This is a genomic window from Streptomyces sp. NPDC094143 (assembly GCF_040303825.1).
GTDB lineage: Bacteria > Actinomycetota > Actinomycetes > Streptomycetales > Streptomycetaceae > Streptomyces.
Map to the genome: position 1 here is coordinate 90776 of NZ_JBEOTZ010000023.1, position 14533 is coordinate 105308.

Consider the following 14533-nt stretch of genomic DNA (forward strand, 5'->3'; position numbering starts at 1 on the left):
CTGGAGGGCCTCGTGGGCCTGCGGGGCGGGTGAGGCGCGCTCCGGGCAGCACGGGAGGGCCGTTGCCGGCGTACGGCAGCGGCCCTCCGGTCGTTCGGGGTGCTTGGGGTGCTTGGGGTCAGAGGACGCGCACCGCGCCCGACGCCGGGTAGCCCGACAGGTCCTGGATGACGACGCCCTTGGACGGGTTGGCCGCGTCCAGGTACTGGCCGTTCCCGATGTAGACACCCACGTGGTACGCGGAGCCCTTGCCGCCCCAGTACAGGATGTCGCCGACCTGGATGCTGGACAGCGGGACGTCCGTGCCCGCCATCGACTGGTCCTGCGAGACGCGCGGCAGGTCCACACCCACCTGCTTGTACGCCGCCTGCACCAGCGAGGAGCAGTCCCAGGCGTTGGGACCGGTCGCACCCATGACGTAGGCGTCGCCCACCTGCGCCTTGAGGAAGGCGATGACGGTGGCGACGCTGCCGCTGGCGGGCGCCGAGACCGACGTGGAGGTGGAGGCGGACGCGGACGCGGTCGTGGCGAGCGTGGCGCGCTCGGCGCTGCGCTCGGCACGCTCGGCGGCGGCCTTGCGGGCGGCCTCGGCGGCCTTCTTCTTGGCCTCGGCCTTCTCCTTCGCCTCGGCGAGGTCCTTCTTGGCCTCCGCGGCGGCCTTGGCGGCGGCGGCGTCACGCTCTGCGCGCAGCTCGTAGTTCGCGGCGGCCTGCTGCGTGGCGGCCGCCGACTGGGCGACCGCGGCGGACATGTCGGCCGTCAGGGTGGGCAGTTCGATGGTCTGCGTCACCGGCTCGGCGGCGTTCGCCGAGGCCGACGCACCCGCCGCCGCCATGCTGAGAACGCCACCGGCGACTCCGGCACGCATGGCGATCGAAGAGGTCGCGCTGCGGCGGGGCTTCCGGTGGCTGCGTATGTGAGCGGTGTGGGACATGGGAACAACCGGTACCAGGGGCTCCTTCATATCTTCAAGAAACGTGTCCTGCGCCACAGTTGTTCAACCGAGGGCCCAAAACCCCTGAACGAGGCTCTTTATTGACGCCATAACGGACATTGCGGGCGCGATGTAACCGGCCTGTGATCACGGCGTTTGATCAATACGCCCGAATTGCCCCGCGCCTACCACTGGTTGGCTTGATTGGCCAAGCCCCGTTCTCATGAGCCTCTCATCAATGTGGCGGAGGTCACGGAACGGTTGCCCCGGCGGCGGCGTCCCGGTGCGTGGATCACGGCCGGATCACGACCGGACGGAGATCGTGAACGCGTGCACGCGTCCACACCCCGCCCCGCGCGCCCCCGGAGGTGTGAACGCGCCACTATCAAGAGATCGAGGCCACCGCCAATTTGCATGCACGCGAACTCTCTTGATATTGAGACGCACCCTCCGAGCTGCGCTGACGAGCCAAAATGTCACCTCTGGTGATCACTCGGACGCTTCGCGTGTGAAGATCACCGCTCATCCGACTTCATGATCGATCGTCAGGTGGTGGAGATCACAAAGCTTGTGCAATACCCCGTGTCGCAGATCACAGAGCGTCGGGCATAAGATGCACGCGGTTGGGCTTGTGACCTGCTTCACATGTTCCCGATCTTCGCCGGGGCGGGCGGGGTTCGCGGGACTGGTGGGGCGGACGTGAGCTCAACGCCAACCGCCAGCAGTCAGTGCCGACTGAGAGGAGCGAGGAGCGGTGAACGCTTATGCGCCCATCCTCGTACTGGGAGCCCTCGGGGCAGGCTTTGCGATCTTCTCCGTGGTCATGGCCACGTTGATCGGGCCCAAGCGGTACAACCGGGCCAAGCTCGAGGCCTACGAGTGCGGTATCGAGCCGACCCCCACGCCGGCCGGCGGCGGGCGCTTCCCGATCAAGTACTACCTGACGGCGATGCTCTTCATCATTTTCGATATCGAGATCGTCTTCCTGTACCCCTGGGCCGTCACCTTCGACGCCCTGGGGATCTTCGGGCTCGTGGAGATGCTGCTCTTCGTGCTCACCGTCTTCGTCGCGTACGCGTACGTATGGCGGCGCGGCGGCCTGGAATGGGACTGAGGGGCCACAAGTCATGGGACTCGAAGAAAAGCTGCCGAGCGGCTTCCTGCTGACCACCGTCGAGCAGGCCGCGGGCTGGGTGCGCAAGTCGTCCGTCTTCCCCGCCACGTTCGGCCTCGCCTGTTGCGCCATCGAGATGATGACCACCGGTGCCGGCCGCTACGACCTGGCGCGCTTCGGCATGGAGGTCTTCCGGGGCTCGCCCCGCCAGGCGGACCTGATGATCGTCGCCGGCCGGGTCAGCCAGAAGATGGCGCCGGTGCTCCGGCAGGTCTACGACCAGATGCCGAACCCCAAGTGGGTGATCTCCATGGGGGTCTGCGCCTCCTCCGGCGGCATGTTCAACAACTACGCGATCGTCCAGGGCGTCGACCACATCGTGCCGGTCGACATCTACCTCCCCGGCTGCCCGCCACGGCCGGAGATGCTGATGGACGCCATCCTCAAGCTCCACCAGAAGATCCAGTCCTCCAAGCTCGGCGTGAACGCCGAGGAGGCGGCCCGCGAGGCGGAGGAGGCGGCGCTCAAGGCCCTGCCCACGATCGAGATGAAGGGGCTGCTGCGATGAGCGACGCGAACGGCGCCGGTGGCGCCAACCCCGAGAAGGACCTCAGCGCGTCGAACCTCCCGGGCCAGCGCGGCCAGGGCGGCGAGGAGATCCGCGTCCAGCGCGGCATGTTCGGCGCGAGCAACGGCGGCGACACCTCCGGCTACGGCGGCCTGGTCCGCTCGGTCCGGCTCCCGGGACCGGCGACCCGCCCCTACGGCGGCTGGTTCGACGAGGTCGCCGACGAGCTGGAGGGGGCCCTGGAGGAACAGGGCCTGCTTCCGGAGAACGCCATCGAGCGGACGGTCGTCGACCGCGACGAGCTGACCTTCCACATCGAGCGCGAGCACCTGGTCCGGGTCGCCCGCACCCTGCGCGACGACCCGGCCCTGCGCTTCGAGCTGTGCACCGGCGTCAGCGGCGTGCACTACCCGAACGACAAGGGCCGCGAGCTGCACGCCGTCTACCACCTGCGCTCGATCACCCACAACCGGGTGATCCGCCTGGAGGTCAGCTGCCCCGACAGCGACCCGCACATCCCGTCGCTGTTCTCGGTGTATCCGACCAACGACTGGCACGAGCGCGAGACGTACGACTTCTTCGGCATCGTCTTCGACGGCCACCCCGCCCTGACGCGGATCATGATGCCGGACGACTGGCAGGGCCATCCGCAGCGCAAGGACTACCCCCTCGGCGGCATCCCCGTCGAGTACAAGGGCGCCCAGATCCCGGCTCCGGACCAGCGGAGGTCGTACTCATGAGCACTTCGCACGCCTCCCCTCGGGAGACCACCGAAGGCACCGTCTACACGGTCACCGGCGGCGACTGGGACGAGGTCGTCCAGTCCGCGGCCCGCGCCGACGACGAGCGCATCGTCGTCAACATGGGCCCGCAGCACCCGTCCACGCACGGCGTGCTCCGCCTGATCCTGGAGATCGAGGGCGAGACCGTCACCGAGGCCCGCTGCGGCATCGGCTACCTCCACACCGGCATCGAGAAGAACCTCGAGTACCGGACGTGGACGCAGGGCACCACGTTCGTGACGCGCATGGACTACCTGACGCCGTTCTTCAACGAGACGGCGTACTGTCTCGGCGTCGAGAAGCTCCTCGGCATCGAGGACCAGATCCCGGACCGCGCCTCGGTCATCCGCGTGCTCCTGATGGAGCTGAACCGGTTGTCCTCGCACCTGGTGTGCATCGCCACCGGCGGCATGGAACTCGGCGCCACCACGATCATGATCTACGGCTTCCGTGATCGTGAACTCATTCTCGACATCTACGAGCTGATCACCGGCCTGCGGATGAACCACGCGTACATCCGCCCCGGCGGACTCGCCCAGGACCTGCCGCCCGGTGCCGTGGACCAGATCCGCGAGTTCGTGAAGAAGATGAAGAAGAACCTCCCGGAGTACGACAAGCTCGCCACCGGGAACCCCATCTTCAAGGCCCGCATGCAGGACATCGGCTACCTCGACCTGGCCGGCTGCATGGCCCTCGGCGCCACGGGCCCGATCCTGCGCTCCACCGGCCTGCCGCACGACCTGCGCAAGGCCCAGCCGTACTGCGGCTACGAGACGTACGACTTCGACGTCCCGACCGCCGACACCTGCGACTCCTACGGCCGCTTCCTGATCCGCCTGGAGGAGATGCGCCAGTCACTGCGGATCATCGAGCAGTGCCTGGACCGGCTCCAGCCCGGACCGGTCATGGTCGCCGACAAGAAGATCGCCTGGCCCGCCCAGCTCGCCCTGGGCCCCGACGGGCTCGGCAACTCCCTCGACCACATCAAGAAGATCATGGGCACCTCCATGGAGGCCCTGATCCACCACTTCAAGCTGGTCACCGAGGGCTTCCGCGTCCCGCCGGGACAGGCCTACGCGTCGGTCGAGTCGCCCAAGGGCGAGCTCGGGGTGCATGTCGTGTCCGACGGCGGCACCCGCCCCTACCGGGTCCACTTCCGCGACCCGTCCTTCACCAACCTGCAGGCGATGGCGGCGATGTGCGAGGGCGGCCAGGTCGCCGACGTCATCGTCGCCGTCGCGTCCATCGACCCCGTGATGGGAGGCGTCGACCGGTGACCACATCGTCTTCCGAGCGGGGCGTCAGCCTGGGCATGCCCGAACTGCCCGCACCCGCCTACCCGGACGACGTCCGGGCCCGGCTGGAGACCGACGCGCGCGAGATCATCGCCCGCTACCCGGACTCCCGCTCCGCCCTCCTGCCGCTGCTGCACCTGGTGCAGTCGGAGGAGGGTCACGTCACGCGCACCGGCATGCGCTTCTGCGCGGACGTGCTCGGCCTGACCACGGCCGAGGTCACCGCCGTCGCGACCTTCTACACCATGTACCGGCGCAAGCCGAGCGGTGACTATCAGGTCGGGGTGTGCACCAACACCCTGTGCGCCGTCATGGGCGGGGACGCGATCTTCGAGGAGCTCCAGGAGCACCTTGGCGTCGGCAACGGCGAGACCACCGACGACGGCAAGGTCACGCTGGAGCACATCGAGTGCAACGCGGCCTGCGACTTCGCGCCGGTCGTGATGGTCAACTGGGAGTTCTTCGACAACCAGACCCCCACCAGCGCCAAGCGCCTCGTCGACGACCTGCGGGCCGGACGCCCGGTCACGCCCACGCGCGGGGCGCCGCTGTGCACCTTCAAGGACACCGCCCGGATCCTGGCCGGCTTCCCCGACGAGCGGGACGGCGCCGTGGAGTCCGGGGGAAGCGCGGGACCGGCTTCCCTGATCGGCCTGAAGCTCGCCAAGGGGGAGGCGTCCCCCGCGCGCGTGGTGCACCCGCGCGGTGAGGCCGCCCGCACCGGCGCACCGCACGACCCGTCACCGACGGAGCACTTGAGCTCGCACGACGCGCCGCAGGACACGTCGGCCTCCGACCCGGCCCACCCGGCCGGGCCCGCAGCCGAGGAGGGGGAGTGATGACCTTGGCACCCGAGCTGAAAGACATGAGCCCCGAGAAGCTGCTCGCACCGGTGCTGTCGGCCTTCTGGGACGAGGACAGGTCCTGGACGCTGGACGTGTACCGGCGGCACGACGGCTACGAGGGACTGCGCAAGGCGCTCGCCATGTCGCCGGACGACGTGATCGCGTACGTCAAGGACTCCGGTCTGCGCGGACGCGGCGGCGCCGGGTTCCCGACGGGCATGAAGTGGCAGTTCATCCCGCAGGGCGATGGAAAGCCGCACTATCTCGTTGTCAACGCCGACGAGTCGGAGCCCGGGACGTGCAAGGACATCCCGCTCCTCTTCGCGAACCCGCACAGCCTCATCGAGGGCATGATCATCGCGTGCTACGCCATCAGGTCGTCGCACGCCTTCATCTATCTGCGGGGTGAAGTCGTCCCCGTGCTGCGGCGGTTGCACTCGGCCGTACGCGAGGCGTACGCGGCGGGCTTCCTCGGCGAGAACATCCTGGACAGCGGACTCGATCTCGACATCACGGTGCACGCGGGCGCGGGCGCGTACATCTGCGGTGAGGAGACCGCACTGCTGGACTCGCTCGAAGGCCGCCGGGGTCAACCGCGGCTCCGTCCCCCCTTCCCCGCCGTCGCGGGCCTCTACGCGTGCCCGACTGTGGTGAACAACGTCGAGTCGATCGCGTCGGTTCCCGCGATCATGAACCGGGGCAAGGAGTGGTTCCGGTCGATGGGGAGCGAGAAGTCGCCCGGCTTCACGCTCTACTCCCTGTCCGGCCACGTCGCCAGCCCCGGTCAGTACGAGGCGCCGCTCGGGATCACGCTCCGCCAGCTCCTCGACATGAGCGGCGGGATGCGCCCGGGGCACCGCCTCAAGTTCTGGACGCCCGGCGGCTCCTCGACCCCGATGTTCACCGACGAGCACCTCGACGTCCCTCTTGACTACGAAGGAGTGGGGGCCGCGGGTTCCATGCTCGGCACAAAAGCCCTCCAGTGCTTCGACGAGACCACCTGCGTGGTCCGCGCCGTCACCCGCTGGACCGAGTTCTACGCCCACGAGTCCTGCGGCAAGTGCACGCCCTGCCGCGAGGGGACGTACTGGCTCGTGCAGCTGCTGCGCGACATCGAGGCCGGCAAGGGACGCATGTCCGACCTCGACAAGCTGAACGACATCGCCGACAACATCAACGGCAAGTCCTTCTGCGCCCTCGGCGACGGCGCCGCCTCGCCGATCTTCTCCTCGCTCAAGTACTTCCGCGAGGAGTACGAGCAGCACATCACGGGCCGGGGCTGCCCCTTCGACCCGGCCAGGTCGACGGCCTGGGCCGACCGCACGGAGGTGAACGCATGACCGTGACCACCAGCTCTCCCTCCGGCGGGGGAGAGGCGGCGGTCCCGCCGGAGGACCTCGTGTCGCTGACGATCGACGGCGCCGAGATCAGCGTGCCCAAGGGCACCCTGGTCATCCGGGCCGCCGAACAGCTCGGCATCGAGATCCCCCGGTTCTGCGACCACCCCCTCCTGGACCCGGCCGGCGCCTGCCGCCAGTGCATCGTCGAGGTCGAGGGCCAGCGCAAGCCGATGGCCTCCTGCACCATCACCTGCACCGACGGCATGGTCGTGAAGACCCACCTCAGCTCCCCGGTCGCGGAGAAGGCCCAGAAGGGTGTGATGGAGCTCCTGCTCATCAACCACCCGCTGGACTGCCCGGTCTGCGACAAGGGCGGCGAGTGCCCGCTGCAGAACCAGGCCATGTCGCACGGCGACGCCGAGTCCCGCTTCGAGGGCCGCAAGCGGACCTACGAGAAGCCCGTCCCGATCTCCACGCAGGTGCTGCTCGACCGCGAGCGGTGCGTGCTGTGCGCCCGCTGCACCCGGTTCTCCAACCAGGTCGCGGGCGACCCGATGATCGAGTTGATCGAGCGGGGCGCGCTGCAGCAGGTCGGCACCGGCGAGGGCGACCCGTTCGAGTCGTACTTCTCCGGCAACACCATCCAGATCTGCCCCGTGGGAGCGCTGACCTCGGCGGCGTACCGGTTCCGCTCCCGCCCCTTCGACCTGGTCTCCTCCCCGTCGGTGTGCGAGCACTGCTCCGGCGGCTGCGCCACGCGCACCGACCACCGGCGCGGCAAGGTCATGCGGCGGCTCGCGGCGAACGACCCCGAGGTCAACGAGGAGTGGATCTGCGACAAGGGGCGGTTCGCCTTCCGGTACGCCCAGCAGCGCGACCGGCTTCAGACGCCCCTGGTGCGCAACGCCGAGGGCGACCTCGAACCGGCCTCCTGGCCCGAGGCGCTGCAGATCGCGGCCCAGGGGCTGCTGGCCTCGCGGGGTCGCACCGGCGTGCTGACCGGCGGGCGCCTCACCGTCGAGGACGCCTACGCGTACAGCAAGTTCGCGCGCGTGGCGCTCGACACCAACGACATCGACTTCCGCGCGCGGGTGCACAGCGGCGAGGAAGCCGACTTCCTCGCCGCGCAGATCGCCGGGCGCGGCCGGGACCTCGACGGCACGGGCGTCACGTACACCGCGCTGGAGAAGGCCCCGGCCGTCCTGCTGGTCGGGTTCGAGGCGGAGGAGGAGGCGCCCGGCGTCTTCCTGCGGCTGCGCAAGGCCTGGCGCAAGCACGGGCAGCGGACCTTCGCGCTCGCCACGCACACCACGCGGGGCCTGGAGAAGGCCGGCGGCACGCTGCTGCCGGCGGCTCCCGGCACCGAGACCGAGTGGCTGGACGCGCTGGCGAGCGGGGCCGGCCTGGAGGACGACGGTGCGCTCGCGGCCGAGGCGCTGCGCGCCGAGGGCGCGGTGATCGTGGTCGGCGAGCGGCTGGCCGCGGTGGCCGGTGGCCTGACGGCCGCCGTCCGTACCGCCGCCGCGACCGGAGCCCGGCTGGTGTGGATCCCGCGCCGCGCCGGAGAGCGCGGCGCCGTCGAGGCGGGCGCGCTGCCGTCGCTGCTGCCGGGCGGCCGCCCGGCCACCGACCCGCGTGCGCGGGACGAGGTCGCGGCCGTCTGGGGCGTCGCCGGCCTCCCGCACCGCTACGGCCGCGACACCGGCCAGATCGTGGAGGCCGCCGCGACCGGTGAACTCCAGGCGCTGCTGGTGGCGGGCGTGGAGATCGCCGACCTGCCCGACCCGGCACGCGCGCGTGCCGCGCTCGACGAGGTGGGCTTCCTGGTCTCGCTGGAGCTGCGGCCCAACGAGATCACCCGCAAGGCCGACGTGGTCCTGCCCGTCGCGGCGGTCGCCGAGAAGGCCGGCACCTTCCTCAACTGGGAAGGCCGCGTCCGCTTCTTCGAGGCGGCGCTCAAGCCCGACCAGATGACCCGCACGCTCGCGCCCACCGACGCGCGCGTGCTGCAGATGCTCGCCGACGCCATGGACGTCCACCTCGGACTGCCGGATCTGCGCACCGTGCGCGCGGAGATCGACCGGCTCGGCGCCTGGGACGGACCGCGGGCCGGCGAGCCCGAGGAGACCGCGGCCGCGCTGCCCCGCCCGGCCGCCGGGGAGGCCGTGCTCGCCGGGCACCGGCTCCTGCTCGACCAGGGCGTCCTGCAGCAGGGCGACGAGGCCCTCGCCGGCACCCGGCACGCCGCACGCGCGCGTGTGTCGGCCGCCACCGCCGCCGAGGCGGGCGTCAAGGACGGCGACCTCCTCGCGGTCACCGGCCCCGAGGGCGCCGTCGCACTGCCGCTGCAGATCAGCGACATGCCCGACCGGGTGGTGTGGCTCCCGCTGAACTCCACCGGCGGCGGCGTCGCCTCCGACACCGGGGCGCGGCCCGGCTCCCTCGTCCGCATCGGTCCGGCGACGCTCGCCGCCGAGGCCCCCAAGGAGGTGGAGGCATGAGCCCGTCGTACCTCGCTGCTGAAGACCTCTCGATGTTCGGCACCGACCCCTGGTGGCTGGTCGTCATCAAGGCGGTGTTCTGCTTCGCCTTCCTGATGGTGACCGTGCTGGTCTCCATCGTCATGGAGCGCAAGGTCGTCGCCTGGATGCAGCTGCGCATCGGACCCAACCGGCACGGTCCCTGGGGCATGCTCCAGTCGCTCGCCGACGGCATCAAGCTGATGCTGAAGGAGGACGTGATCGTCAAGCGCGCGGACAAGGCGGTCTACGTCCTCGCGCCGATCATCGCGGCCATCCCTGCCTTCATGGCGATCGCGGTGATCCCCTTCGGCCCGGCCGGCAACGAGATCTCGATCTTCGGCCAGCGCACCACGATGCAGCTCACCGACCTGCCGATCGCGATGCTCTACATCCTCGCGGTCGCCTCGGTCGGCATCTACGGCATCGTCCTGGCGGGCTGGAGCTCCGGTTCGACCTACCCGCTGCTGGGCGGCCTGCGCTCCTGCGCCCAGATGATCTCCTACGAGATCGCGATGGGCGCCGCCTTCGCCTCCGTGTTCCTCTACTCCGGGTCGATGTCGACGTCGACGATCGTGGAGGGGCAGACCGACCGCTGGTACATCCTGCTGCTGCCGGTCTCCTTCATCCTCTACATCGTCACCATGGTCGGCGAGACCAACCGCGCCCCCTTCGACATGCCGGAGTCCGAGGGCGACCTGGTCGGCGGCTTCAACACCGAGTACTCGTCGATCAAGTTCGCGATGTTCATGCTCGCCGAGTACGTCAACATGGTGACTGTCTCGGCCGTCGCCACCACGCTCTTCCTCGGCGGCTGGCGGGCCCCCTGGCCCGTCAGCACCTTCTGGGAGGGCGCCAACCACGGCTGGTGGCCGCTGCTGTGGTTCACCGTCAAGGTCCAGCTGCTGCTGTTCATGTTCATCTGGATCCGCGGCACCCTCCCGCGCGTCCGCTACGACCAGCTGATGAAGCTCGGCTGGAAGGTCCTCATCCCGGTCTCGCTGGTGTGGCTGATGCTCGTCGCGACCGTCCGGGCCCTGCGCAACGAGGGCTACGACTTCGCCGACATCGCCCTCTACGTCGGCGGTGCCGTGCTCGCCCTGCTGCTGCTCTCCTTCGTCGCCGACATGTTCCGCGAGAAGACCAGGCAGGCCGAGCAGCCGGCCGAGGCCCCGGCCGCCTTCGACCCGATGGCGGGCGGATTCCCCGTACCGCCCCTGCCGGGACAGGAACTTCCGCCGGTTCCGCGACGGCCCTCGCGCCGTGAGCGGGAGCTGATTGTCAGTGGTGGGCCAGATACTCACAGTGACGGATCTGTGGGCGGATCTACGGATGGAAAGGAGGCGTCCGATGGCTGAGGAACTCGAGCGTTCGCAGGCCGAGGAACCGAAGGACACCAAGCCCGGGTTCATGAACCCGGTGGCCGGCTTCGGCGTGACCTTCAAGGCCATGTTCAAGAAGCGGCTGACCGAGCAGTACCCCGAGCAGCCGAAGACCACGGCCCCGCGCTTCCACGGACGGCACCAGCTCAACCGCCATCCGGACGGCCTGGAGAAGTGCGTCGGCTGCGAGCTGTGCGCCTGGGCCTGTCCCGCCGACGCGATCTACGTCGAGGGCGCGGACAACACCGACGAGGAGCGCTACTCGCCGGGCGAGCGGTACGGGCGCGTGTACCAGATCAACTACGCCCGCTGCATCCTGTGCGGCCTGTGCATCGAGGCGTGCCCCACCCGCGCGCTCACGATGACCAACGAGTTCGAGCTGGCCGACTCCAGCCGCGCCAACCTCATCTACACCAAGGAGCAGCTGCTCGCGGGCCTGGAGGAGGGCATGGTCGACACGCCCCACGCCATCTACCCGGGCACGGACGAACAGGACTACTACCGGGGCCTGGTGACGGAAGCCGCCCCCGGTACCGAGCGCCAGGTCGCCCACTCCAAGGGCGAGGTGGTGCAGGAGGCCGACTCGACCTTCGGCGGGAGCGAGCCGGCGTCGGAGAAGGTGATCGGCCGATGACCGCCCAGCTCGCCGCCTACTCCACCTCCACCGGAGAGGCCGTCCAGTTCTGGGTCCTCGGCACCGTCGCGGTGATCGGCGCCCTGTGCACCATCCTGATGAGGCGGGCCGTGCACAGCGCGCTGTGCCTCGCCGGGACCATGATCATCCTGGCGGTGTTCTACCTCGCCAACGGCGCCTACTTCCTGGGCGTCGTCCAGATCGTCGTCTACACCGGCGCGATCATGATGCTGTTCCTGTTCGTGGTGATGCTCGTCGGCGTCACCGCGGCGGACTCCCTGAAGGAGACCATCAAGGGCCAGCGCTGGCTGGCCCTGCTGTGCGGGCTCGGGTTCGGCGTCCTGCTGATCGCCGGGATCGGCAGCGCGTCCCTGAGGGAGTTCAACGGCATCGGCCAGGCGAACGCCGGCGGCAACGTGGAGGGCATCGCCGCCCTCATCTTCACCAAGTACGTCTTCGCGTTCGAGATCACCGGCGCCCTGCTCATCACGGCCGCGGTCGGCGCCATGGTGCTCACCCACCGCGAGCGCACCGAGCGCGCCAAGACCCAGCGCGAACTCGCCGAGGAGCGCGTGCGCAAGGGCACCTACCTGCCGCCGCTGCCGGCGCCCGGTGTCTACGCCCGGCACAACGCGGTCGACATCGCGGGCCTGCTGCCCGACGGCACCCCCTCCGACCTCACCGTCAGCAAGACGCTGCGCGAGCGGGGCCAGGTCCGGGACGTGTCGCAGGAAGCGCTCAACGACCTGCGGGCCCTGGAGCAGCGGGCCGAGGAGCGCCTGGAGCGCAAGGCCGTCGAGCCGGCCACGTTCAAGCGGCCCGAGGAGGCATCGAAGTGAACCCGGTCAACTACCTCTATCTCGCGGCCCTGCTGTTCACGATCGGCGCCACCGGAGTGCTGATCAGGCGCAACGCGATCGTGGTGTTCATGTGCATCGAGCTGATGCTCAACGCCTGCAACCTCGCGTTCGTCGCCTTCTCCCGGATGCACGGCAACCTCGACGGCCAGATCATCGCCTTCTTCACGATGGTCGTCGCCGCCGCGGAGGTCGTGGTGGGGCTCGCGATCATCGTGTCCCTGTTCCGTGCCCGCCACTCGGCCTCGGTCGACGACGCCAGCCTGATGAAGCTGTAAGGGGTCGGGAGAATCGTGGAGAACCTGATTGCGCTGCTGGTCGCGGCGCCCCTGCTCGGAGCGGCGGTCCTGCTGTGCGGCGGACGCCGGCTGGACGCCGTCGGCCACTGGCTCGGCACCCTGCTCGCGGCCGTCTCCTTCGTGCTCGGCCTGGTGCTGTTCAGCGACATGCTGGCCCAGGACGCCGACCAGCGCGTCATGAGCCAGCACCTGTTCAGCTGGATCCCCGTCGAGGGCTTCCAGGCGGACGTCGCCTTCCAGCTCGACCAGCTGTCCATGACGTTCGTCCTGCTGATCACGGGCGTCGGATCGCTGATCCACCTGTACTCCGTCGGGTACATGGAGCACGACGAGCGGCGCCGCCGCTTCTTCGGCTATCTGAACCTGTTCCTCGCGGCGATGCTGATCCTCGTCCTCGCCGACAACTACCTGCTGCTGTACGTCGGCTGGGAGGGCGTCGGTCTCGCCTCCTACCTGCTGATCGGCTTCTGGCAGCACAAGCCCAGCGCCGCCACGGCCGCGAAGAAGGCCTTCCTGGTCAACCGCGTCGGCGACATGGGCCTGTCCATCGCGATCATGCTGATGTTCCTGTGGTTCGGCACCTTCGCCTTCGGGCCGGTGCTCGGCAGCCACGAGGAGGCCGGACTCGCCGGTGCCGCCGGTGAGGACAAGCTGACGGCGATCGCCCTGATGCTGCTGCTCGCCGCCTGCGGCAAGTCCGCCCAGGTGCCGCTGCAGTCCTGGCTCGGGGACGCGATGGAGGGCCCGACCCCGGTCTCGGCCCTGATCCACGCCGCGACCATGGTGACCGCGGGCGTCTACCTGATCGTCCGCTCCGGGGCCGTCTTCAACGGCGCCCCCGACGCCCAGCTCGTCGTCACCATCGTCGGTGCCGTCACGCTCCTCTTCGGTGCGATCGTCGGTTGCGCGAAGGACGACATCAAGAAGGCACTGGCCGGCTCGACCATGTCGCAGATCGGCTACATGATCCTCGCCGCCGGGCTCGGCCCGATCGGCTACGTCTTCGCGATCATGCACCTGGTGACGCACGGCTTCTTCAAGGCCGGGCTGTTCCTCGGCGCCGGCTCGGTCATGCACGGCATGAACGACGAGGTCGACATGCGCAGGTACGGCGGCCTGCGCACGTACATGCCGGTCACGTTCGTCACCTTCGGCCTCGGCTACCTGGCGATCATCGGCTTCCCGGGCCTGTCCGGCTTCTTCTCCAAGGACAAGATCATCGAGGCGGCGTTCGCCAAGGGCGGCACCGAGGGCTGGATCCTCGGCGCGTGCGCCCTGCTCGGCGCGGCCATCACCGCGTTCTACATGACGCGCGTGATGCTGATGACCTTCTTCGGCGAGGAGCGCTGGCGGCACGCGCCGACCCCGTCCCCGGCCGAGCCGGACGTGGAGCCCGCGGCCGAGACACGCGGCGAGTACACCCCGCCGCACCCGCACGAGTCGCCCAAGGTCATGACGATCCCCATGATCGTGCTGGCCGTCGGGTCGGTGGCGGGCGGCGCGTTCTTCAGCATCGGCGACCGGTTCCTGCACTGGCTGGAGCCGATCACCGGGCACGACCACGGCAACCCGCCGGTCAGCGCCCTCACGGTCACGCTGTCCACGGTCGCCGTGATGGTCATCGGCGTCGCCCTCGCCTGGGCGCAGTACGGCCGCCGCCCGGTCCCGGCCGTCGCCCCGCGCGGCTCGCTGCTCACCCGGGCCGCCCGCCGCGACCTGCTCCAGGACGACTTCAACCACGTCGTCCTGGTCCGCGGCGGCGAGCACCTCACGCGGTCCCTGGTCTACGTCGACCACACCCTGGTTGACGGCGTCGTCAACGGCACGGCGGCCTCGGTCGGCGGCCTCTCCGGGCGGATGCGCAGGCTGCAGAACGGCTTCGCCCGCTCCTACGCGGTCTCGATGTTCGGCGGCGCCGCGGTCATCGTCGCCGCGACCCTGCTGATGAGGGCGGTCTGATACCG

The 14533-nt window shown here is 69.6% G+C and carries 13 protein-coding genes; 12 read left to right on the forward strand and 1 reads right to left on the reverse strand.

Annotated features, from left to right (window positions below; genetic code table 11):
* Window positions 1–118: 118 nt before the first annotated feature.
* On the reverse strand, window positions 119–964 hold the full coding sequence (locus ABTZ58_RS26625) for a C40 family peptidase (RefSeq protein ID WP_351361571.1): 846 nt from the start codon (window positions 962–964) through the stop codon (window positions 119–121).
* Window positions 965–1688: 724 nt separating this feature from the next.
* Here ABTZ58_RS26625 and ABTZ58_RS26630 point away from each other — a divergent pair.
* From ABTZ58_RS26630 to nuoL, 12 genes are read left to right on the forward strand one after another with little or no spacing between them, the layout of a single operon-like run.
* Entirely contained in the window at window positions 1689–2048 is a 360-nt protein-coding gene (locus ABTZ58_RS26630; RefSeq protein ID WP_003974383.1) for an NADH-quinone oxidoreductase subunit A, read from the forward strand.
* Window positions 2049–2061: 13 nt separating this feature from the next.
* Window positions 2062–2616, forward strand: a complete 555-nt coding sequence (locus ABTZ58_RS26635; RefSeq protein WP_018528252.1) for a NuoB/complex I 20 kDa subunit family protein — start codon at window positions 2062–2064, stop codon at window positions 2614–2616.
* The gene (locus ABTZ58_RS26640; RefSeq protein WP_351361575.1) at window positions 2613–3356 is read left to right on the forward strand and encodes an NADH-quinone oxidoreductase subunit C; all 744 of its coding nucleotides are present in this window, start codon (window positions 2613–2615) and stop codon (window positions 3354–3356) included. Before ABTZ58_RS26635 ends, ABTZ58_RS26640 begins: the two co-directional genes overlap by 4 nt.
* Window positions 3353–4675, forward strand: a complete 1323-nt coding sequence (locus tag ABTZ58_RS26645; RefSeq protein WP_351361578.1) for an NADH-quinone oxidoreductase subunit D — start codon at window positions 3353–3355, stop codon at window positions 4673–4675. Before ABTZ58_RS26640 ends, ABTZ58_RS26645 begins: the two co-directional genes overlap by 4 nt.
* A complete protein-coding gene (gene nuoE / locus ABTZ58_RS26650; RefSeq protein WP_351361581.1) occupies window positions 4672–5532 on the forward strand; it encodes an NADH-quinone oxidoreductase subunit NuoE in 861 nt (286 codons plus the stop codon). Before ABTZ58_RS26645 ends, nuoE begins: the two co-directional genes overlap by 4 nt.
* Window positions 5532–6878 (forward strand): NADH-quinone oxidoreductase subunit NuoF, encoded by a 1347-nt coding sequence (gene nuoF / locus ABTZ58_RS26655; protein ID WP_375141752.1) that lies wholly within the window; start codon window positions 5532–5534, stop codon window positions 6876–6878. The genes nuoE and nuoF overlap by 1 nt, the downstream gene beginning before the upstream one ends.
* On the forward strand, window positions 6875–9379 hold the full coding sequence (locus ABTZ58_RS26660; RefSeq protein WP_351361584.1) for an NADH-quinone oxidoreductase subunit G: 2505 nt from the start codon (window positions 6875–6877) through the stop codon (window positions 9377–9379). The genes nuoF and ABTZ58_RS26660 overlap by 4 nt, the downstream gene beginning before the upstream one ends.
* Entirely contained in the window at window positions 9376–10755 is a 1380-nt protein-coding gene (nuoH, locus tag ABTZ58_RS26665; RefSeq protein WP_351361587.1) for an NADH-quinone oxidoreductase subunit NuoH, read from the forward strand. The genes ABTZ58_RS26660 and nuoH overlap by 4 nt, the downstream gene beginning before the upstream one ends.
* The gene (gene nuoI / locus ABTZ58_RS26670; protein WP_502996126.1) at window positions 10730–11413 is read left to right on the forward strand and encodes an NADH-quinone oxidoreductase subunit NuoI; all 684 of its coding nucleotides are present in this window, start codon (window positions 10730–10732) and stop codon (window positions 11411–11413) included. The genes nuoH and nuoI overlap by 26 nt, the downstream gene beginning before the upstream one ends.
* Window positions 11410–12252 carry an NADH-quinone oxidoreductase subunit J gene (locus tag ABTZ58_RS26675; RefSeq protein WP_351361593.1) on the forward strand — a complete coding sequence of 281 codons (843 nt, stop codon included), beginning with the start codon at window positions 11410–11412 and terminating at the stop codon, window positions 12250–12252. The genes nuoI and ABTZ58_RS26675 overlap by 4 nt, the downstream gene beginning before the upstream one ends.
* Entirely contained in the window at window positions 12249–12548 is a 300-nt protein-coding gene (nuoK, locus tag ABTZ58_RS26680; protein WP_003992252.1) for an NADH-quinone oxidoreductase subunit NuoK, read from the forward strand. The genes ABTZ58_RS26675 and nuoK overlap by 4 nt, the downstream gene beginning before the upstream one ends.
* Window positions 12549–12563: 15 nt before the next feature.
* A complete protein-coding gene (gene nuoL, locus ABTZ58_RS26685; protein ID WP_351361596.1) occupies window positions 12564–14528 on the forward strand; it encodes an NADH-quinone oxidoreductase subunit L in 1965 nt (654 codons plus the stop codon).
* Window positions 14529–14533 lie beyond the last annotated feature (5 nt).

Bases quoted from the DNA above. Each gene is read 5' to 3' on its own strand.
- nuoH (WP_351361587.1), top strand. From the start codon at position 9,376: ATGAGCCCGTCGTACCTCGCTGCTGAAGACCTCTCGATGTTCGGCACC.
- ABTZ58_RS26675 (WP_351361593.1), top strand. From the start codon at position 11,410: ATGACCGCCCAGCTCGCCGCCTACTCCACCTCCACCGGAGAGGCCGTC.
- ABTZ58_RS26640 (WP_351361575.1), top strand. From the start codon at position 2,613: ATGAGCGACGCGAACGGCGCCGGTGGCGCCAACCCCGAGAAGGACCTC.
- ABTZ58_RS26625 (WP_351361571.1), bottom strand. From the start codon at position 964: ATGAAGGAGCCCCTGGTACCGGTTGTTCCCATGTCCCACACCGCTCAC.
- nuoF (WP_375141752.1), top strand. From the start codon at position 5,532: ATGACCTTGGCACCCGAGCTGAAAGACATGAGCCCCGAGAAGCTGCTC.
- nuoI (WP_502996126.1), top strand. From the start codon at position 10,730: ATGGAAAGGAGGCGTCCGATGGCTGAGGAACTCGAGCGTTCGCAGGCC.
- ABTZ58_RS26635 (WP_018528252.1), top strand. From the start codon at position 2,062: ATGGGACTCGAAGAAAAGCTGCCGAGCGGCTTCCTGCTGACCACCGTC.
- ABTZ58_RS26645 (WP_351361578.1), top strand. From the start codon at position 3,353: ATGAGCACTTCGCACGCCTCCCCTCGGGAGACCACCGAAGGCACCGTC.
- ABTZ58_RS26660 (WP_351361584.1), top strand. From the start codon at position 6,875: ATGACCGTGACCACCAGCTCTCCCTCCGGCGGGGGAGAGGCGGCGGTC.